This is a genomic window from Pseudomonas sp. A2 (assembly GCF_023100865.1).
In the GTDB taxonomy this organism is placed as follows: Bacteria; Pseudomonadota; Gammaproteobacteria; order Pseudomonadales; family Pseudomonadaceae; genus Aquipseudomonas; species Aquipseudomonas asiatica.
Genome location: NZ_CP039127.1, coordinates 2,658,343 through 2,676,387, shown reverse-complemented (window position 1 = coordinate 2,676,387; position 18,045 = coordinate 2,658,343). Strand labels below are relative to the sequence as shown.

The 18,045-nt window shown below is 64.1% G+C and carries 16 protein-coding genes; 3 read left to right on the top strand and 13 right to left on the bottom strand.

All coding sequences use genetic code 11. The features are described from left to right. Positions 1–14 precede the first annotated feature (14 nt). On the bottom strand, positions 15–152 hold the full coding sequence (locus tag E5221_RS12390) for a hypothetical protein (protein ID WP_023662445.1): 138 nt from the start codon (positions 150–152) through the stop codon (positions 15–17). Between the two features lie 234 nt (positions 153–386). Here E5221_RS12390 and E5221_RS12385 point away from each other — a divergent pair, with 234 nt between their 5' ends. Then, positions 387–2,039 (top strand): SulP family inorganic anion transporter, encoded by a 1,653-nt coding sequence (locus tag E5221_RS12385; protein WP_039613269.1) that lies wholly within the window; start codon positions 387–389, stop codon positions 2,037–2,039. A gap of 236 nt (positions 2,040–2,275) precedes the next feature. On the opposite strand, the gene E5221_RS12380 is transcribed toward E5221_RS12385, so the two are convergent. From E5221_RS12380 to pedF, 10 genes are all read right to left on the bottom strand, one after another. After that, the gene (locus E5221_RS12380; protein ID WP_015270056.1) at positions 2,276–4,003 is read right to left on the bottom strand and encodes a NahK/ErcS family hybrid sensor histidine kinase/response regulator; all 1,728 of its coding nucleotides are present in this window, start codon (positions 4,001–4,003) and stop codon (positions 2,276–2,278) included. Further along, positions 3,987–5,150: an alcohol dehydrogenase-like regulatory protein ErcA gene (ercA, locus tag E5221_RS12375; RefSeq protein ID WP_013972181.1), complete on the bottom strand. Its 1,164-nt coding sequence runs from the start codon at positions 5,148–5,150 to the stop codon at positions 3,987–3,989. The genes E5221_RS12380 and ercA overlap by 17 nt, the downstream gene beginning before the upstream one ends. 89 nt (positions 5,151–5,239) lie before the next feature. Next, positions 5,240–5,512 carry a pyrroloquinoline quinone biosynthesis peptide chaperone PqqD gene (gene pqqD, locus E5221_RS12370; protein WP_003257646.1) on the bottom strand — a complete coding sequence of 91 codons (273 nt, stop codon included), beginning with the start codon at positions 5,510–5,512 and terminating at the stop codon, positions 5,240–5,242. Positions 5,513–5,564: 52 nt separating this feature from the next. Then, the gene (gene pqqA, locus E5221_RS12365; RefSeq protein ID WP_003253598.1) at positions 5,565–5,636 is read right to left on the bottom strand and encodes a pyrroloquinoline quinone precursor peptide PqqA; all 72 of its coding nucleotides are present in this window, start codon (positions 5,634–5,636) and stop codon (positions 5,565–5,567) included. A 271-nt stretch (positions 5,637–5,907) separates the two neighbouring features. Beyond that, a complete protein-coding gene (locus E5221_RS12360) occupies positions 5,908–7,428 on the bottom strand; it encodes an aldehyde dehydrogenase family protein (protein ID WP_247847560.1) in 1,521 nt (506 codons plus the stop codon). Positions 7,429–7,590: 162 nt separating this feature from the next. Beyond that, entirely contained in the window at positions 7,591–9,375 is a 1,785-nt protein-coding gene (pedH, locus tag E5221_RS12355; RefSeq protein WP_182328725.1) for a PQQ-dependent alcohol dehydrogenase PedH, read from the bottom strand. 162 nt (positions 9,376–9,537) lie between these two features. Beyond that, positions 9,538–10,476, bottom strand: coding sequence for a quinoprotein relay system zinc metallohydrolase 1 (locus E5221_RS12350; protein ID WP_247847559.1), 939 nt, complete (start codon positions 10,474–10,476; stop codon positions 9,538–9,540). A 40-nt stretch (positions 10,477–10,516) separates the two neighbouring features. Beyond that, positions 10,517–11,284 (bottom strand): quinoprotein dehydrogenase-associated SoxYZ-like carrier, encoded by a 768-nt coding sequence (locus E5221_RS12345; protein ID WP_085719687.1) that lies wholly within the window; start codon positions 11,282–11,284, stop codon positions 10,517–10,519. Positions 11,285–11,462: 178 nt separating this feature from the next. Beyond that, complete coding sequence (locus E5221_RS12340) at positions 11,463–12,338, bottom strand: transporter substrate-binding domain-containing protein (protein ID WP_015270051.1); 876 nt, start codon at positions 12,336–12,338, stop codon at positions 11,463–11,465. A 5-nt stretch (positions 12,339–12,343) separates the two neighbouring features. Continuing rightward, positions 12,344–12,805, bottom strand: a complete 462-nt coding sequence (pedF, locus tag E5221_RS12335) for a cytochrome c-550 PedF (RefSeq protein ID WP_013972175.1) — start codon at positions 12,803–12,805, stop codon at positions 12,344–12,346. Between the two features lie 254 nt (positions 12,806–13,059). Between pedF and exaA the strand changes: the two genes are divergently transcribed. Then, complete coding sequence (gene exaA, locus E5221_RS12330; RefSeq protein WP_123084380.1) at positions 13,060–14,955, top strand: quinoprotein ethanol dehydrogenase; 1,896 nt, start codon at positions 13,060–13,062, stop codon at positions 14,953–14,955. Positions 14,956–15,143: 188 nt separating this feature from the next. Then, complete coding sequence (locus E5221_RS12325) at positions 15,144–15,803, top strand: pentapeptide repeat-containing protein (RefSeq protein ID WP_247847558.1); 660 nt, start codon at positions 15,144–15,146, stop codon at positions 15,801–15,803. A 179-nt stretch (positions 15,804–15,982) separates the two neighbouring features. Here E5221_RS12325 and E5221_RS12320 read toward each other — a convergent pair whose 3' ends face one another. Continuing rightward, positions 15,983–16,621, bottom strand: a complete 639-nt coding sequence (locus tag E5221_RS12320; RefSeq protein ID WP_003257635.1) for a response regulator transcription factor — start codon at positions 16,619–16,621, stop codon at positions 15,983–15,985. Then, positions 16,621–17,895 carry a histidine kinase gene (locus tag E5221_RS12315; RefSeq protein WP_015270048.1) on the bottom strand — a complete coding sequence of 425 codons (1,275 nt, stop codon included), beginning with the start codon at positions 17,893–17,895 and terminating at the stop codon, positions 16,621–16,623. The genes E5221_RS12320 and E5221_RS12315 overlap by 1 nt, the downstream gene beginning before the upstream one ends. Positions 17,896–18,045: the final 150 nt, after the last annotated feature.

The window sequence follows — 18,045 nt, the reverse complement described above, 5'->3', positions numbered from 1 at the left end:
CTCCATAACCGGCGTCATTTCCTGAAGGCGTGGGCGTTGAGGGAATGGTTGCGCTCGACGAATGCCGACGACTCCTCGGCGTGAACAGCCAGGGTGGACGACAGGGTGACCAGGGTGGCGAACGCGAGCAGGGCGTGCTTGATGGCGGTCATGGGGAAAGCCTCGGTATTTGAAAGTGAGGCGAATTCTTGGGAATTGCGGGTGCAAGAAAAATAGCGCCGCGAACAAATCAATATTGTGCACTGTTCACGAATATGAACGCTTGAGGGTGCAGATGCCGCGCCTGCCCTGCTCCGCCTCGTTCAGCTCGATCAGTTCGCTCAGGGGCACAACAGGCCCATGGCATGCTAAATACTATGTGCATGCACCTTATCAAGGAGCCTGCAATGATCGCGGTTCGCGAAGCCTGGAACGCCGGCCTGTTCAAGCGTGAACACTGGATGCGCAACCTTGTCTCCGGCCTCATCGTCGGGGTTGTTGCGCTGCCCCTCGCCATGGCCTTCGCCATCGCTTCCGGGGTCAAGCCGGAGCAAGGCATCTACACGGCAATCATAGGCGGGCTGCTGGTTTCCTTGCTGGGCGGCAGTCGATTGCAGATCGCCGGACCGACCGGGGCCTTCATCGTGATCCTCGCAGGGGTGACGGCGAAGTACGGAGTGGAAGGCCTTCAACTGGCCACGATGATGGCTGGCGCCATACTGCTGGTGCTTGGCATTACCCGCCTGGGTGCAGTCATCAAGTTCATTCCCGACCCGGTGATCGTAGGTTTCACCGCCGGCATCGGCATCATCATCTGGGTTGGGCAATGGCGTGACTTCTTCGGCCTGCCCGAAATCGAAGGTGGGCACTTCCACGAAAAACTGTGGCATCTGTTGCTAGCCCTGCCGGACCTCCACATTGCCACGACGCTGCTCGCGACATGCAGCCTTGCTTTGCTGATCCTGGCCCCAAGGCTGCCCGTGCTGAAACGCCTGCCCGGGCCACTGGTAGCCATGGTGTTCGCGACGCTGGTCCAATCCCTGTTTCATTTTGACGGTGTGGCTACCATCGGCACCGCCTTCGGCGCGATCCCACAAGGTTTGCCGTCACTGACCTGGCCCGAAGTCTCCCTGGCGCGGGTGATCGAACTGATCGGGCCAGCGTTTGCGATCGCCATGCTGGGGGCCATCGAATCATTGCTCTCGGCTGTCGTCGCCGACGGCATGGCAGGGACCAGGCACGACTCGAACCAGGAACTGATCGGCCAAGGGATCGCCAACCTGGTAGTGCCGCTGTTCGGTGGCTTTGCCGCCACAGGTGCCATTGCCCGGACAGCAACCAACATCCGCAATGGTGCTACCGGGCCGTTGGCCGGCATCATCCATGCGCTGACACTGGTACTGATCATCCTGTTCCTGGCGCCACTGGCGTCGAACATTCCACTCTGCGCACTGGCAGCGATCCTGTTCGTCGTCGCCTACAACATGAGCGAGCTGAAGCATTTCAAGCGCATGCTGCAGCGCGCACCGAGAGCCGACATCGCCATCCTGCTCGTCACCTTCACCTTGACGGTGTTCAGCGACCTGGTAATCGCCGTGAATATCGGCGTCATCCTCGCCATGCTTCAGTTCATGCGCCGCATGGCATCGTCCGTTGAAGTCCAGCAGGTGGTCGAAGAGGAACTGGCCAATCAACTGCACAGCAACGGCCAGAAATCGCTGCCCCCCGGCGTGCTGGTGTACACCATCGAAGGCCCGCTGTTCTTTGGCGCCGCTGAAACCTTCGAGCGCGCCCTGTCACAAACGCATACCGACCCTGAACTGCTGGTAATTTGCCTGAAGCGGGTGCCCTTCATGGATATCACCGGGCTGCAGACCCTGGAGGAAGTGATCCAGCAACTGCATGAACGCCAGATCGTTGTGAAACTGTGCGAAGCCAACGGCAAGGTGCTTGGCAAGCTCGAAAAGGCCGGAATCTTGCGCCTGCTTGGCCCCGGGCACTATCACCAAACGCTCGGTACCGCCCTGCTGGAGGCAAAGGCACCGGCGGCACACAACTGACTTGTGATCCACCAGCAGTAAAGCGGCGTTATTCTTGTCCAGTCGCTTGTATTGAAAGGCCATACAGAGTCCCATTTCAGGAACAGCCACCTGGCACTGCGCGGCCCCCCCTGTAGGAGCAGCCTTGTGCTGCGAAGAGGCCGGTACAAGCAACAGATATGCATAATCAGTACGGGCCTCTTCGCAGCACAAGGCTGCTCCTACAGAGGTACGCGCAAGGCCATGGGGTTGAGACTTCAGCCCAGCAACTGGCTCAACACCGCACGCAACTTCCCCGGCTTGACGGGCTTGTTCAGCAACGGCGCACCGAGCTTGTTCAAGGAGCGTCGGCACTGATCGCTGCGGTCGGCAGTGATGATCACCGCAGGAATGGCGGCGCCGAAATGTTCACGCAAATGCCTGACCACCTCGCAGCCGACAACACCGTGGTCCAGGTGAAAGTCCGCCAGGATCAATTCCGGTGCCCGCCCCTGCAAGGCCAGCAAGGCCCCGGCCTGGTCGGTCGCGGTAACCACTTCGCAGCCCCACTGCCCGAGCAGCGCGCCCATGCTCTCGAGGATGCTCACTTCGTTGTCCAGTACCAGCAGGCGGCGGCCTGGCAACGGGTTGCCGGCGCCCGGCTGCGGCGCGGCCTGGTGGATAGGCAACGGCATGGCTTCGCCGATCGGCACGTCGATGCTGAACATCGAGCCACGCCCCGGCCATGAACGCACCTCGACGCGATAGCCGAGAATCTTGGCGATCCGCTCGACGATGGCCAGCCCCAGGCCCACACCCTTGCGATCGGCGGCACGGCCTACGTCAAGTTGGTTGAACTCGAGGAAAATGGCCTGCAGCCGATCGGCCGCGATGCCCCGCCCGGTATCCCACACCTCCAGGCGCAAGTGATCGCCGCGGCGCCTGGCGCCCAGCAGAATCCTGCCCTCATCGGTATAACGGCAAGCGTTGCTGAGAAAGTTGCGCAGGATACGCGTCATCAGCCGCAGGTCGGTGCTGATGGCGTAGTCGGCAATGCGCGCACGCAACTTCAGGCCTGCCGCATCGGCCACCGTGCGGAACTCCGAGACCAGTGGCCCGAACAGCTCGTCGAGGCGGTACAGCGCTACGTCCGGCTTGACCGCCGCCTGGTCGAGCCGGGAAATGTCCAGCAGGTCGGTCAGCAGGTCTTCAGCGCCCTCCAGCGCCTGATGGGTACGCTCCACCAGCACTTTTTCCGCTTCTGGCAGCGGTCTTTCGCGCAACGTCGAGATCAGCAGCCGCGCGGCATTCAGCGGTTGCAGCAGGTCATGGCTGGCGGCAGCGAGGTACTTGTCCTTGCTGCGGTTGGCGGTTTCCGCGGCGTCGCGGGCATCGCGCAGGGCGCGGGCGATCTGTTTGCGCTCGGCGATCTGCTGTTGCAGGTTGCGGTTGGCCTCCAGCAGCTCATCGGTACGGGCAGCCACCCGTTGCTCGAGCTCGTCATTCAGTTGCTGCAGGCGCTGCTGGGCCAGCTTGCGTTCGGTGATGTCGGCGACAAACCCTTCCACCAGCCCTTCCTGACCTGGCTTGAGCAACAGGTTCATCAACACATCGAGGTGGCTGCCGTCCTTGCGCCGCAAGCGGGTTTCATAACCGTGCAGGCTGCGTTCACGGGCGAGGGTCGCGGTGATGGCGTGCAGTTCTTCAGCCCCGCCGACAAACAGGTTGGCGGCAAGGTCCGTCAGCGGAAACAGCAACGCTTGCGGGTTGTCGTAACCGAGCATGCGTGCCAACGCCGGGTTGGCGGCACGCATGCCGTCTTGCAGGCTGGCCTGGAAAATCCCGTGCACGGCGTTTTCGAACAACCATTTGTAGCGGTTGCGTTCGGCCTCCAGTTCGTCCAGGCGCGCCGCCAGCTCCGGGTAATGGCTCTTGCGCGCCGAGTGGTCGCCCAGCCCCAGCAGCCCGGCCAGCGCCCGTTGCTGCTCGTCAGAGGGCCTCGCCATAGACCACCTCGACATCACGTTGGCTCGACGCACGCGGGTTGGTGAGGATGCACGGGTCATCCATCGCATGTTGCGACAGGAACGGGATATCGGCCGTGCGCACGCCGTGCAGGCCCAGGGTTTCATGGAAGCCGATGGCACGCTTGAGCGCGATCAGGTGCTCCACCAGGCGTGCGCAGATCTGCCGGTGGTTGAGGCCGCGGCAGTCGATACCCAGCACTTCGGCAATCACCTTGAAACGCTCCGGTGCCGAGCTGTAGTTGAACGCCACCACGTGCTCCACCAGCACCGCATTGCACAGGCCATGCGGCAGGTCGAGAAACCCGCCCAGGCTGTGCGACATGGCGTGGACCGCACCCAGGATCGCATTGGAAAACGCCAGCCCCGCCTGCATGCTGCCCAGCATGATCTTCTCGCGCAGGGCGATATCGGTGGGGTTGGCGATCATCTCCACCAGGTTGCCGTTGATCAGGCGCATGGCCTCCAGCGCATGGGGGTCGGTCAGCGGACCGTGGCCGGTGGAAACGAAGGCTTCGATGGCATGCACCAGCGCATCGATACCGGTGCAGGCCGACAGGAACGGGTCCATGCTCAGGGTGGTTTGCGGGTCGATCAGCGACACGTCCGGCACCACCGCCTTGCTGACGATGGAGAACTTCATGCGCTCCTGCTGGTTGGAAATGATCACGAACTGCGACACGTCCGCCGAGGTGCCGGCCGTGGTCGGGATCAGGATCAGCGGCGGGCTGGGCACGCGGATCATGTCCACGCCTTCGAATTCGAGGATGCTGCGCCCGTGGGCGACCACGATGCCGATGGCCTTGCCGCAATCCATCGGGCTGCCGCCGCCGACCGCGACGATCACATCACAGTGGTTTTGCCGGTAGATCTCGGCGCCAAGCATCACCTCTTCCACACGCGGGTTGGGCGATACGGCGCTGTACAGGCAGTAGTCGATGCCCTGGGCCTGCAGGCTGGCCTCCACGTCCGCCACCCAACCGGCGGCAATCACACCGGGGTCGCTGACCACCAGCACCTTGCGCGCACCGAAGGTCTTGGCGTAATTGGCGACATTATGCCGGCAGCCGGCACCAAAGATGATCTCGGGCGAAACGAACTTGCGAAGCGGGCTGAAACTCTGGCTCATCGGGAAGCCTGTTCTTATTGTTCTGGAAGGTAACCGCCAGCGTAAAGCATCCCGCAGCGAAAGCAACCAGACCAAAGCCTGGCCACGGCTCATTCGATCCAGTACTTGGCACGGGCCACCTCCAGGAACGCCAGGATGTCCTCGTCCAGCCCCGGCACCCCGGGGAAGCGCTGTGCAAGGCGGTCGATGACCGCCGCCACGCTGCGCCGGCCGTCCAGCAACTCGAGCACCCAGCCGGCACTGGCGTTGAGTTCGATGGTGCCCTCCGGGTACAGCAGCACATGGCAGGCCCGGCAGGGCTCCCAGCGCAGGCGGAAGCCCTTGCGCAAGGCCAGGGCTTGTTCGCGATCGATCAGGTTCACAACGGGCATGCTCAATGAAGAACCGGCCATCACGCTGATGGCCGGACAGGCATCAACGATTGGCGAAGTACATCGTCACTTCGAAGCCGATGCGCAGGTCGGTAAAGGCGGGTTTAGTCCACATGGGGCATTCCTCTTCTTGGTGCCGGGCGATTCCGGTAGAGGCATTAATGCACGAGGGGCGACGGGGCCGAATGCTACTTTGGGACAGGTTTGCGGGGTGCGTTGGTAGGAAGGCAGCGACAAGCCGAGGAGTAATGTGTTGCTGTGCTGGCCTCATCGCCGGCAAGCCAGCTCCCACAGGTACTGCATGGGCCTTGAACCTTGTGCAGTACCTGTGGGAGCTGGCTTGCCAGCGATGGGCTGCAAGGCAGCCCCCGAGGCCAGCTCAGGCATTAGAAGAAGCCCAGCGGGTTGATGTCGTAGCTCACCAGCAGGTTCTTGGTCTGCTGGTAGTGATCGAGCATCATCTTGTGCGTTTCGCGGCCCACCCCGGACTTCTTGTAACCACCGAACGCGGCATGCGCCGGGTACAGGTGGTAGCAGTTGGTCCACACGCGCCCGGCCTTGATCCCGCGGCCCATGCGGTAGGCACGGTTGATGTCACGGGTCCACAGCCCCGCGCCCAGGCCAAACTCGCTGTCGTTGGCGATCGCCAGCGCTTCGGCTTCGTCCTTGAAGGTGGTCACGCCCACCACCGGGCCGAAGATCTCCTCCTGGAACACGCGCATCTTGTTGTTGCCCTTGAGCAGGGTCGGCTGGATGTAGTAACCGCTGGCCAGGTCGCCGTCGAGCCGCTCGGCAGCGCCACCGGTGAGCAGCTGCGCGCCCTCCTCCCGGGCAATCTGCAAGTAGGAAAGAATCTTGTCGTATTGCTGCTCCGAGGCCTGGGCGCCGACCATGGTCGCGGTGTCCAGCGGGTTGCCACGGGTGATCTTGGCGATCTTCTTCATCACCTCGGCCATGAACGGCTCGTAGATCGATTCCTGGATCAGCGCCCGCGACGGGCAGGTGCACACTTCACCCTGGTTGAAGAACGCCAGCACCAGGCCTTCGGCTGCCTTTTCGATGAACGCGGGCTCGGCCTGCATGATGTCTTCGAAGAAGATGTTCGGCGACTTGCCGCCCAGTTCGACGGTGGACGGGATGATGTTCTCGGCCGCGCACTTCATGATGTGCGAGCCCACCGGGGTGGAACCGGTGAAGGCGATCTTGGCGATGCGCTTGCTGGTGGCCAGTGCCTCACCGGCTTCGCGACCAAAGCCCTGGACGATGTTCAGCACGCCTGCCGGCAGCAGGTCGGCGATCAGCTCGGCGAAAATGGTGATCGACAGCGGCGTCTGCTCCGCCGGTTTGAGCACCACGCAGTTGCCGGCGGCCAGCGCCGGGGCGAGTTTCCAGGCGGCCATCAGCAGCGGGAAGTTCCATGGAATGATCTGCCCGACCACGCCCAATGGCTCGTGGATGTGGTAGGCCACGGTGCCCTCGTTGATTTCGGCGGCGCCGCCTTCCTGGGCACGGATGCAGCCGGCGAAGTAGCGGAAGTGGTCCGCCGCCAGCGGCACGTCGGCGTTGAGGGTTTCGCGCACGGCCTTGCCGTTGTCCCAGCTCTCGGTAACGGCCAGTACTTCGAGATTCTGTTCGATGCGGTCGGCGATCTTCAGCAGTATCAGGGCGCGGTCCTGCACCGAGGTCTTGCCCCAGGCCTCGGCAGCGGCATGCGCAGCGTCCAGGGCCTGCTCGATGTCCTGGGCGCCGGAGCGCGGGAACTCGGCAATCGGCTGGCCATTGACCGGCGAGCTATTGGTGAAGTACTGGCCGCCCAGCGGCGGCACGAATTCACCGTTGATGAAGTTGCCGTAGCGTGGTTTGAAGGACACGACGGCGCCTGGGGTTCCGGGTTGTGCGTAGATCATGCTGAGCCTCTGTGGGTCGATGCCTGTCCGGCGACAGGCGATGAGCCGATGGTAAAAAGCCCCGCCTGCCGGGCGAATGCATCGTTGGCAGCGGGGCTCTCGTCATTTGGTAGTAGGGCCGCTTGCCACAGGGTCCCTGGCAGCAAGCGGCAGGTTGCAGGCTTAGCGACTGGCGCTTGCCGTTTGCAGTTGCTTGGGCAGCTTGAAGGTCCAGAGCATGCCGCCCTGGTTGAAGTCCTTGACCCGCTTGGCCACTTCACCGCCCCACAGCGGCACCGCGCCGCCCCAACCGGAAACCACCGAAACGTACTGCTCGCCGTCCATTTCCCAGGTCACTGGCGAACCGAGCACGCCGGAACCGGTCTGGAACTCCCAGACCTTGTCGCCGGTCTTGGCGTTGAAGGCCTGCAGGAAGCCTTCCGGCGTGCCGGTGAACACCAGGTTGCCCTTGGTGGTCAGCACCCCGCCCCACAGCGGCGCATAGTTCTTGTGGCGCCACACTTCCTTGCCGCTGACCGGGTCGATGGCGCGCAACACGCCAATGTAGTCTTCGTTGAGCGGCTTGATGGTGAAGCCGGCACCGAGGAACGCCGCGCCCTTCTTGTAGGCGATGCCTTCGTTCCAGATGTCCATGCCCCACTCGTTGGACGGCACATAGAACAGCCCGGTGTCCTTGTTATAGGCCATCGGCATCCAGTTCTTGGCCCCGAGGAACGCCGGGGCGACGAACACCGAGCTGCCCTTGGCCTCGCTACCCGGCGCCCCCGGCCGGCTGGCCTCGTTGTAGATTGGCCGGCCGTCCTTGTCCAGGCCGGTGGCCCAGGTGATCTTGTCGACGAAGGGGAAGCCGCGGATGAACTTGCCGTTGGTGCGGTCCAGCACGTAGAAGAAGCCGTTGCGGTCAGCGGTAGCGGCGGCCTTGACCTCCTTGCCGCCATCCTTGTAGTTGAACGAGATCAGCTCGTTGACGCCGTCGAAGTCCCAGCCGTCATGCGGCGTGCTCTGGAAGTGCCACTTGATGGTGCCATCGTCGGGGTTCAGGGCCAGGCGCGACGAGGAATACAGGTTGTCGCCCGGGCGCAGGTGCGAGTTCCACGGCGCCGGGTTGCCGGTGCCGAACAGGATCAGGTTGGTTTCCGGGTCGTAGTAGCCGCCCAGCCAAGGCGCCGCACCACCGGTCTTCCACAGGTCGCCGGGCCAGGTCTTGCCCGCCTCGCCGCCGGAAATGCCGTTTTCGATCGCCTTGCCGTCCTTGTACACGTAGCCCATGTGCCCTTCCACGGTCGGGCGCATCCACAGCAGCTCGCCGTTTTCCGGGTTGTAGGCCTGGATCTTGCCCACCACGCCAAACTCGCCGCCGGCGACGCCGGTGATCAGCTTGCCGTTGACGATCATCGGCGCGGCGCTGATGGAGTAGCCTTCCTTGTGGTCGGCCACTTTTTTGCTCCATACCACCTTGCCGGTGTCCTTGTTCAGCGCCACCAGCTTGGCATCGAGGGTGCCGAAGAACACCAGGTTGCCGTACAGCGCCACGCCGCGGTTGATCACGTCGCAGCACGGGCGGATGTCATCGGGCAGGCGCGCATCGTATTGCCACAGTTTCTTGCCGGTACGGGCGTCCACGGCGAACACCCGTGAGTAGGAGCCGGTGAGGTACATCACCCCGTCCTTGACCAGCGGCTGGGCCTGCTGGCCGCGCTGCTTCTCACCACCGAAGGAAAACGCCCAGACCGGCCGCAGGTCCTTGATGTTGTCGGTATTGAGCAGGTTCAGCGGGCTGTAACGCTGGCCCTGCACGCCCAGGCCATTGGTCACGATCTGCTGCGGGTTCTTCGGGTCCTGGAGAATTTCTTCATTGCTGACAGCGGCGTGGGCTGCACCGGCAAGCAGCATGGCGCTGAGCACCAGGCTCAAGGCGAACACGGGACGACGTGTGGATCGGGTCATGACGGCTACCTTTGGTTTTTTTGTTGTATCCGGGAAAACTTCCCGGTGTGTCGGGAATTCTTGGTCCCGACCTGCTTGCCAACAATTGCCCGCAGTGCTGAGTTTTCTAGTTCCTTGGTAGCAGTGAACTTGCGCGGCCCCACAGGGGGCTGTGTTACACCCTCATCTTGGGGGCTTGGCGTCGACACGCCGCAGTTGCTGACGCTCGTAGCGGGGGTACAGGTGGCTGACACTGCGAATCAGCTCGTAACGGGTCAGGCTGATACCGGCAAACCGCTCGGGTATGGGGCGGCGGATCATCTCGGCCATGTCATCACCACGCGCCGCGCCGTCACGCATCAACCCGTCCAGCCAGCCCAGGTAATCACGCATCTGGGCAAACGGCCGGGCATCGGTGGCCAGCGGGCCATGACCAGGCACCAGCTGCTTCCAGGGCAGCGCTTGCAAGGTGTCCAGGTCCTTCAGCCACACCTCCAGCCCCGGGCTGTTGGGCGTGGTCAATGCGCGCTCGTAGAACACCAGGTCGCCGGCGAACAGCACACCGGTGCTTTCATCCAGAATCGCCAGGTCGGCACCGGTGTGCCCGCCCAGCGCCAGCAGCCGCAGGCGGTGCCCACCCACCTCGTGAATACCTTGCTCCAGCACGCGGGTCGGCAGCACCACCTCGGTACCGCGCATCCAGTCGCCAACCAGGCGGTACATGTTCTCGGCCATGGCCTCCCCCTGCTGGCGCAACAGCTCGCCGGTACCGGCCAGGGCGCCGATGGGCACATCGGCAAAGGCCTGGTTGCCCAGCACATGGTCGGGGTGATGATGGGTCAGCAGCACTTCGACTACCGGCTTGTCGGTGGTGGCGGCAATGGCCTGGCGCAAGGCTTCGCCGTAGCGTTTCGACGGCCCGCTGTCGACCACCACCACCCCGCTGTCGGTGACGATGAACGCGGTGTTGACGATATTGCCGCCGTTATCCTTGGCGAAATTGTCGGTGCTGCCCTCCAGCAGCCAGGTGCCCTCGGCGATCTGCCGGGGCTTGAGCCGATAGTCCAGGTCTGCCCAGGCCGGCAGGCCCAGGCACAGCAGCAACAGCAGAATGCAACGCATGACGGGCGCCTCTGGTCAGGGATGGAGTCGGGCAACGCGTTCAGGGTACTGCCGCCTCGAACTGGTTGCCGCTGTTGTCCTGCAACACCAGCCGGGTCGGCCCGGGGCCTTGGATGTCGAAGCCCAGGTTGGGGTTTTCGCTGACCGCCGGATACAGTTCCAGGCTGGCCAGGCGCTGGCCGTCCGCGCCTTGCAACTCGGCATGGTTGAGGAAGAATTCGGGAATGCCGCTGACCAGGCCGTTGTCCATCGGGTGGGCCACCTGCAGGCGCAAGCGGCTGCTGTCGCCGCGCGGGTAGCGCCCGCCCAGGACTTCACCGAGGTGTTCCTCCCAGCCGGGCTGAGTGCGTACCACGCTGGGCGCGGTACAACCGCCGCCGGCAGCATCGATCAGGGTCGAGCCGACATGCCACAGGCCGTCGCGGGTCAGCACCGCGGCACGCAGCGGTGTGGCCTGTTCGACGCGGATGCGGATCGACAACCAGGGCAGCACGCGCTCGCCAGGCTGGAAGTCGACGATACGCGGCAGCGGGTTGAGTTCGGCCCAGGCGATGATCCGCACCACTTCGCCGCTGAACGCCCGGGCGTCGATCTCCAACGGCACCTGGCGGGCGTCCTCGGCAAACGGCGGCGCCAGCAGCTTGACCCGATCATCGAACACGAATGCGGCCTGGCCCAGCAGCTGCTTGTGGTAGAAGTCCCACATCACCGACGGCACCGGGTCCTTGTGGTTACTCGGCTCGCTGGCCTGGGCCTGTGCGGCCCAGGGCATCCAGCAGGCCAGCAGGAAAGTCGCTCGCCAGTTCATCGCCCACTCCTTTTGATCAACGCAAACCTGGCTGACAGTGCACGGTCCTTGTGGGAGCGGGTTCACCCGCGAACACCGGCGAAGCCGGTGCCATATACCGCGTCGCATTCTTCGCGGATGAACCCGCTCCCACAGGGGGATGTGTTGCTTTTACAAACTCACAAGCCTGCGAAGCCTGTTACTGATACATCTCCGGCACCTGGTAACGCAGGCCATAACTGGCATAAATCGCCTTCATCCGCCCATCACGAATCAGCGTCTCAAGCGCTTCCTCCACCGCATAGGCCAGCTGCCGGTTGCTTTCATGCACCGCCATGCCGATCTCCCAGGCCTGCTTGCCAAGGTTCGGGTAGGCGTTTTCCGCCAGGGCCAGCTGCGGGTCGGCGGCTTGATGCAGTTGCCAGTCAACTTCGCCGCGCATCGCCATCACCGCGTCCACCTGGCCGGCCTGCATGGCGCCGAAAGCTTGCTGCACATTGGGGTAGTGATGGGTCCTGGCACTGAGCATGCCGTTGAACACAGAAGTCAGGTAGAACGACGGTACGCTGTCCACCTCGACCCCGATCGGGTGCTGCTGGAACACCGCGACACTGGCCACCGAGGGCAGGCGGCGGCGATCATAGGCGACCTGCCAGCGCTCCTCCTGATAAGGGCCGAACATGACCACCTGGGCGTTTTCCAGCTCGCCTACCTCGTTGCGTCGCTGCGCATAGGCATGGTCGTATGGCACCCGCATCATCAGGTCGGCCAGTTGCTGGTGGCGCAACGGGCTGCCGCGCCAGATGTAGTCGCGCAGATCGTCGTCGAGCTTTTCCCCGGGTGGCGCCCAGATCAGCTGCAAGCGCACCCCCAACGCCGTGGCCAGGGCCTGCGCCAGCTCCACGTCGACACCTCGCGGCTGGCCGTGGTCCTCGAAACTGTAGGGCGCAAAGTCCTTGTACACAGCCACCTTCAATTCGCCGGCGGCGATGATCGCGTCGTAGTTGCGCACCTGCGCCTGCGCCGCCGCGCAGCACAGCAGCAAGCCACTGAACAGCACCGCCAACAGACGCATGGCCGTCATTCCTCGACGTGCACGCTGTCCAGGTAGGTGCGCACCGCCCACAGGGCCTCCTGGCTCAGGTAGTCGGCCATTTTCGGCATGTACACCCGGCCGTCGCGGACCGCACCGTGGCGTACCCGCTCGACGAACCACTCATCCCCGGCCTCGCCGGCATCGAGCATGCGCAGATCCGGGGCGATGCCCCCCGACTTGGCCTCCAGGCCATGGCAGGCGGCGCAGTTCTGGTTGTAGGCCGAGGCACCGATCTCCACGGCCTTGTCGTGCTCGGGAGAGCTGCGGTACGGGTTGACCGCTGCCCAGCCATCGCCGTCCAGGGTTACGCCAGCGTCCTTGATCGGGGTCAGGCCCTTGGTTTCCACGGCCTGGGGCACCACATTGCCATGTGCCCAGGCAGTGCCGGTCAGCACTGCACTGGCAAGCAGCCCGGCAGCCAGCAAGACGTTGCGTTTTGTTGTCATTTTTATGCCCTCACGATTGCACGCAAGGCCTCAACCACAGAGGCCGTGTCGCCATCTTAGAAACAGCCCGCAGGCGGCCGAATGCTGCTTTGGTGGCCGCGCCTTACTCCCTTGGTAGTAGGGCTTGTGGCGAAGGGCCAAATGAGGTGCCCCGTGGGAACTATTCCCGGCAAGGGCGGGATTTTTTCCGTATCCCGCAAGGCCCGCCCCGTCCCACCCTGTGCAGGCCAAAACCTCCACTGGGAACTGCAACCATGACAACAAGAACGCTACCCGCCCTTTCCCCTCTGGCCCTGAGCGTGCGGGCCTTGCTGCTGGCCGGTAGCCTGGCCCTGGGCAGCGTGGCCACGGCAGCCACCACCCCTGCGGCACCTGCCAGCAAGAACGTGACGTGGGAAGACATCGCCAACGACCACCTGACCACCCAGGATGTGCTGCAGTACGGCATGGGTACCAACGCCCAGCGCTGGAGCCCGCTGGCCCAGGTCAATGACCAGAACGTGTTCAAGCTGACTCCGGCCTGGTCCTATTCCTTCGGCGACGAGAAGCAGCGCGGCCAGGAATCCCAGGCCATCGTCAGCGACGGCGTGGTCTACGTTACCGGCTCCTATTCGCGGGTGTTCGCCCTCGATGCGAAAACCGGCAAGCGCCTGTGGACCTACAACCACCGCCTGCCGGACAACATTCGCCCCTGCTGCGACGTGGTCAACCGTGGCGCGGCGATCTACGGCGACAAGATCTACTTCGGCACCCTCGACGCGCGGGTCATCGCCCTCGACAAGCGCACCGGCAAAGTGGTGTGGAACAAGAAGTTCGGCGACCACGCCGCCGGCTACACCATGACCGGTGCCCCGGTGCTGATCAAGGACAAGACCAGCGGCAAGGTACTGCTGATCCACGGCAGCTCCGGCGATGAATTCGGCGTGGTCGGCCAACTGTTCGCCCGCGACCCGGACACCGGTGAAGAGGTGTGGATGCGGCCCTTCGTCGAGGGCCACATGGGCCGCCTGAACGGCAAGGACAGCACGCCGACCGGTGACGTCAAGGCGCCGTCCTGGCCGGACGACCCCACTACCGAAACCGGCAAGGTCGAAGCCTGGAGCCACGGCGGCGGCGCGCCTTGGCAAAGCGCCAGCTTCGACCCCGAGACCAACACCATCATTGTCGGCGCCGGCAACCCTGGCCCCTGGAACACCTGGGCGCGCACCTCGAAGGACGGCAACCCGCATGACTTCGACAGCCTGTATACCTCAGGGCAGGTCGGCGTCGACCCGAGCACCGGTGAAGTGAAGTGGTTCTACCAACACACGCCCAACGATGCCTGGGATTTCTCCGGCAACAACGAGCTGGTGCTGTTCGACTACAAGGGCAAGGACGGCAAGCTGGTCAAGGCCACCGGCCACGCCGACCGCAACGGCTTCTTCTACGTGGTGGACCGCAGCAACGGCAAACTGCAGAACGCTTTCCCCTTCGTCGACAACATCACCTGGGCCAGCCACATCGACCTCAAGACCGGGCGCCCGGTGGAAAACCCTGGGCAGCGCCCGGCCAAACCGCTGCCGGGAGAAACCAAGGGCAAGCCGGTGGAGGTCTCGCCACCCTTCCTTGGCGGCAAGAACTGGAACCCCATGGCCTATAGCCAGGACACCGGCCTGTTCTACATCCCCGGCAACCAGTGGAAGGAGGAGTACTGGACCGAGGAAGTGAACTACAAGAAGGGCTCGGCCTACCTGGGCATGGGCTTCCGCATCAAGCGCATGTACGACGACCACGTCGGCACCCTGCGCGCCATGGACCCGACCACCGGCAAGCTGGTTTGGGAGCACAAGGAGCACCTGCCGCTGTGGGCCGGCGTGCTGGCGACCAAGGGCAACCTGGTGTTCACCGGCACCGGCGACGGCTTCTTCAAGGCCTTCGACGCCAAGACGGGCAAGGAGCTGTGGAAGTTCCAGACCGGCAGCGGCATCGTCTCGCCGCCGATCACCTGGGAACAGGACGGCGAGCAGTACATCGGCGTGACCGTGGGCTACGGCGGCGCGGTACCGCTGTGGGGCGGTGACATGGCCGAACTGACCAAACCGGTGGCCCAGGGCGGTTCGTTCTGGGTGTTCAAGATCCCAAGCTGGGACAACAAAACTGCACAGCGTTGACTGCATGAGGTGACCTGCGGTGCAGCCTATTGCTTGTAGGAGCAGCCTTGTGCTGCGAAGAGGCCATTACAGCCAAAGCAGATCTGTTGCCTTGCTGGCCTCTTCGCAGCACAAGGCTGCTCCTACAGGTGATGGGCCGCAATGCGGCCCGGGATGAATGCTCGACTTCACATTGAGAGCCTATCGCCATGAACTACCTGCCACTTGCCTTGCTGATCGTGCTGGCCCCTGCCATGGCCGAGAATGCCGACGACGCTGGCAACGATACCCCCCTGACCATCAACGGCTGCGTGATTGCCGAAGCCAGCCAGTGCCCGGGGGCCGACCTGCGGGGCGCCAACCTGGCCAACCAGGACCTGCGCAAGATGAACCTGGCCGGCGCCGACCTGCGCGATGCGGACCTGCGCCATGCCCGGCTGGACCTGGCCAACCTGGAAAAGGCCAACCTGCAAGGCGCCAACCTGACCCGCGCCAGCCTGCAGCAGAGCAACCTGCGCCTGGCCGACCTGAGCCATGGCCGGCTCGTGGCCATTCAGGGCTGGGGCCTGTTTGCCCAGGGTGCGCAATTTGCCAAGGCCGACCTCAGCGCGGCCTACCTGCAGTTCGCAAGGTTGTCAGGGGCGAAGATGCAGCAGGCCAACCTGCACGCGGCGGACCTGGAAATGGCCTGGCTGAGCAAGGCTGATCTGCAAGGGGCCGACCTTGGCGATGCCAACCTGCAGGAGGCCAAGTTTGGCCAGAGCAACCTGGCCCGCGCCGACTTGCGCGGGGCGCGGCAGCATTACGGGAATTTTCAAGAGGCCAACATGGAGGGGTGCAAGGGGTGCCCCGAGACCTGGGACAATTGAGCCCGATATCCTGCCTTGCGCAGGCCCCCTGTAGGAGCGGCCTTGTGTCGCGATGGGCTGCAAAGCAGCCCCGACGATTGCTGCGTTGACGCTGAAGCCCCTGGGGGCCGCTTTGCGGCCCATCGCGACACAAGGCCGCTCCTACAGGGCTCTGCGCAGCGTCCAGATAGCAGAACACCTCACCCCGCCACCCGCACCACCCCCAGATCAATCCCCAGATGCACCAGCTCCGCATGGGAGCTGACCTGCAACTTGCTCTTGAGCAAGGTCAGGTGGTTGGACACGGTCTTGGCACTGATGCACAACTGCTCGGCAATCCCTCGCACCGGGGTGCCCTTGGCCAGCATCACGAAAATTTCCAGCTCACGCTGGGTCATGCGCTGCAGGCGCGGGTCGCTGGCATTCTGCTGTGACGTGCAGGCCAGCTGGGTGGCCAAGGGCTGTTCGATATAGGCATGCCCGGCCAACACCCGCTGCACCGCCTCGATCAGCACTTCGGGTGCCGAGTTCTTGGTCAAATATCCCGAGGCACCAGCATCCAGCGCCTGGCGCACCAGCGGCAGTTCGTCATGCATGCTGAAGAACAGCACCCGCAATTGCGGCAGGCGCTGACGCAGGCGCCGGGTGGTTTCCAGGCCGCTGATGCCTGGCAGGCCAAAGTCCATGATCACCAGGTTGGGCACCTGTTCCTGAACCCGCGCCAGCGCCTCTTCGCCACTGGCAGCCTCACGCACCTGTACCTTCGGCAGCACCGCTCGCAGCAGGCTGGCATAGCCCTGGCGGACCACGGCGTGGTCATCGACCAACACGATATTCATCACACCTCCATGGGAATGTTCAGGGCCAGCGCCCAGCCGGCACCCGGTCGGCTGAGGATGCGCAGTTCACCGCCCAGGCTGCGGGCGCGCTCGGCCATCGAGTGCAGGCCTACCCCGGGGCGCTGGGGCTGGCTGGCACCGCAACCGTTGTCGCGAACCAGCAGGCGCAAGCCCTTGGCGCTGCGTTGCAGGCGCACCCGCACCTGGCTTGCGCCGGCGTGACGGGCGACGTTGGTCAACGCCTCCTGCAGCAAACGATACAAATGCGTGCGACTCGGCCCGGGTAGTGCCGGCAAATGCTCGCCTACCCGCAGGCGGCAATCGATACCCTGGCTGGCCTGCCATTGGCTCACCAGCAGGCCGAAGGCTTCGGCCAGCGGCATGTGCTGCAACGCCAGCGGGTACAGGTCATGTACCAGGGCGCGGAAACCTTGCTGCAGGCGTTCACAATCGAGCTCCAGGGTGCGTGTCGTCTGCGCCACCGCGGTTGGCTGGTCGGCGACCATGCGCAGCAGGCAGAGCTGGGCCCGAATACCCGCCAGGTATTGCCCGAGGTCGTCGTGCAGGGTCTGCGCCAACTGGGTGCGTTCCTGCTCCTGCACCGCCAGCAGGGCCTGGGTAAGTTGGGTATTGTCGCAGCGGGCCTGCTCCAGAGACGCGGTCATGCGGTTGAAGTGCTCCGCCAATTGGCGCGCCTCCGGCAGGCCGGCCTCGCGCAGGCGTGCGGTCAATTGCCCACCCGAGACCTGGCGCAAGGCCTGCAGCAGATCGTCCAGCAAGCCCATGCCCCGCCGCACCGCCCAACGGATGGTCAACAAGCTCAGCAGCAACGCCAGGCCGCACAGGACCAACAACTGCTGCAGCGAGTCACGCACCTCGTCGATTTCATCCCGTGCATCCACGGCGATCATTACCCGGCGACCATCCCCCAGCTCCAGCAGCCGGCTGCTGTCGTGGCGCTGCCCAAGCAGTTGGCGGCCCAACCAGGCATCCAGGCCGGTTGCTTGCGGCAGCCGCGCAGGTTCATCCGCCGCCAGCCAGTGCACCCGCACATGGCGCAGGCTTTGCGTCAGCCGTGGTTGCAGGCTCTGCGGGTCGCGCTCGGCAGTATCGCCGAGGTATGCCACCACGGCTTGCGCCGACTGCAACTCCCGCTCCACGTCAGCCACCGCCTGGCGCAACAGCACCACGGCACAGGCCAGCGTCAACATCGCGAAGCAACAAGTGACCCAGAGGTTGATCCGCCACAGGGCCGAAAGGTTGACAAGGCGCATGGGCAGTTCTCCTCGGGGTTGCTGCGGCCATCGTAAAACCCGCGCCCATGTGGTGAATTACTACCTTGGTACCGGGCGAGCGCTACTTTCTGCATATTCCCCCCTCCCGGCGCGCTTCCTATGCTGGCGCCATCTGCCGTGGAGTTGCCT

What these genes read in the sequence shown, in the direction of transcription:
- E5221_RS12380 (WP_015270056.1), bottom strand. Translation starts at nt 4,003, where the DNA reads ATGGCGAGGCCCTCTGACGAGCAGCAACGGGCGCTGGCCGGGCTGCTG.
- E5221_RS12315 (WP_015270048.1), bottom strand. Translation starts at nt 17,895, where the DNA reads ATGCGCCTTGTCAACCTTTCGGCCCTGTGGCGGATCAACCTCTGGGTC.
- E5221_RS12325 (WP_247847558.1), top strand. Translation starts at nt 15,144, where the DNA reads ATGAACTACCTGCCACTTGCCTTGCTGATCGTGCTGGCCCCTGCCATG.
- ercA (WP_013972181.1), bottom strand. Translation starts at nt 5,150, where the DNA reads ATGAGCCAGAGTTTCAGCCCGCTTCGCAAGTTCGTTTCGCCCGAGATC.
- pedF (WP_013972175.1), bottom strand. Translation starts at nt 12,805, where the DNA reads ATGACAACAAAACGCAACGTCTTGCTGGCTGCCGGGCTGCTTGCCAGT.
- E5221_RS12320 (WP_003257635.1), bottom strand. Translation starts at nt 16,621, where the DNA reads ATGAATATCGTGTTGGTCGATGACCACGCCGTGGTCCGCCAGGGCTAT.
- exaA (WP_123084380.1), top strand. Translation starts at nt 13,060, where the DNA reads ATGACAACAAGAACGCTACCCGCCCTTTCCCCTCTGGCCCTGAGCGTG.
- E5221_RS12390 (WP_023662445.1), bottom strand. Translation starts at nt 152, where the DNA reads ATGACCGCCATCAAGCACGCCCTGCTCGCGTTCGCCACCCTGGTCACC.
- E5221_RS12345 (WP_085719687.1), bottom strand. Translation starts at nt 11,284, where the DNA reads ATGAACTGGCGAGCGACTTTCCTGCTGGCCTGCTGGATGCCCTGGGCC.
- E5221_RS12350 (WP_247847559.1), bottom strand. Translation starts at nt 10,476, where the DNA reads ATGCGTTGCATTCTGCTGTTGCTGCTGTGCCTGGGCCTGCCGGCCTGG.
- E5221_RS12340 (WP_015270051.1), bottom strand. Translation starts at nt 12,338, where the DNA reads ATGCGTCTGTTGGCGGTGCTGTTCAGTGGCTTGCTGCTGTGCTGCGCG.
- E5221_RS12385 (WP_039613269.1), top strand. Translation starts at nt 387, where the DNA reads ATGATCGCGGTTCGCGAAGCCTGGAACGCCGGCCTGTTCAAGCGTGAA.
- pedH (WP_182328725.1), bottom strand. Translation starts at nt 9,375, where the DNA reads ATGACCCGATCCACACGTCGTCCCGTGTTCGCCTTGAGCCTGGTGCTC.
- E5221_RS12360 (WP_247847560.1), bottom strand. Translation starts at nt 7,428, where the DNA reads ATGATCTACGCACAACCCGGAACCCCAGGCGCCGTCGTGTCCTTCAAA.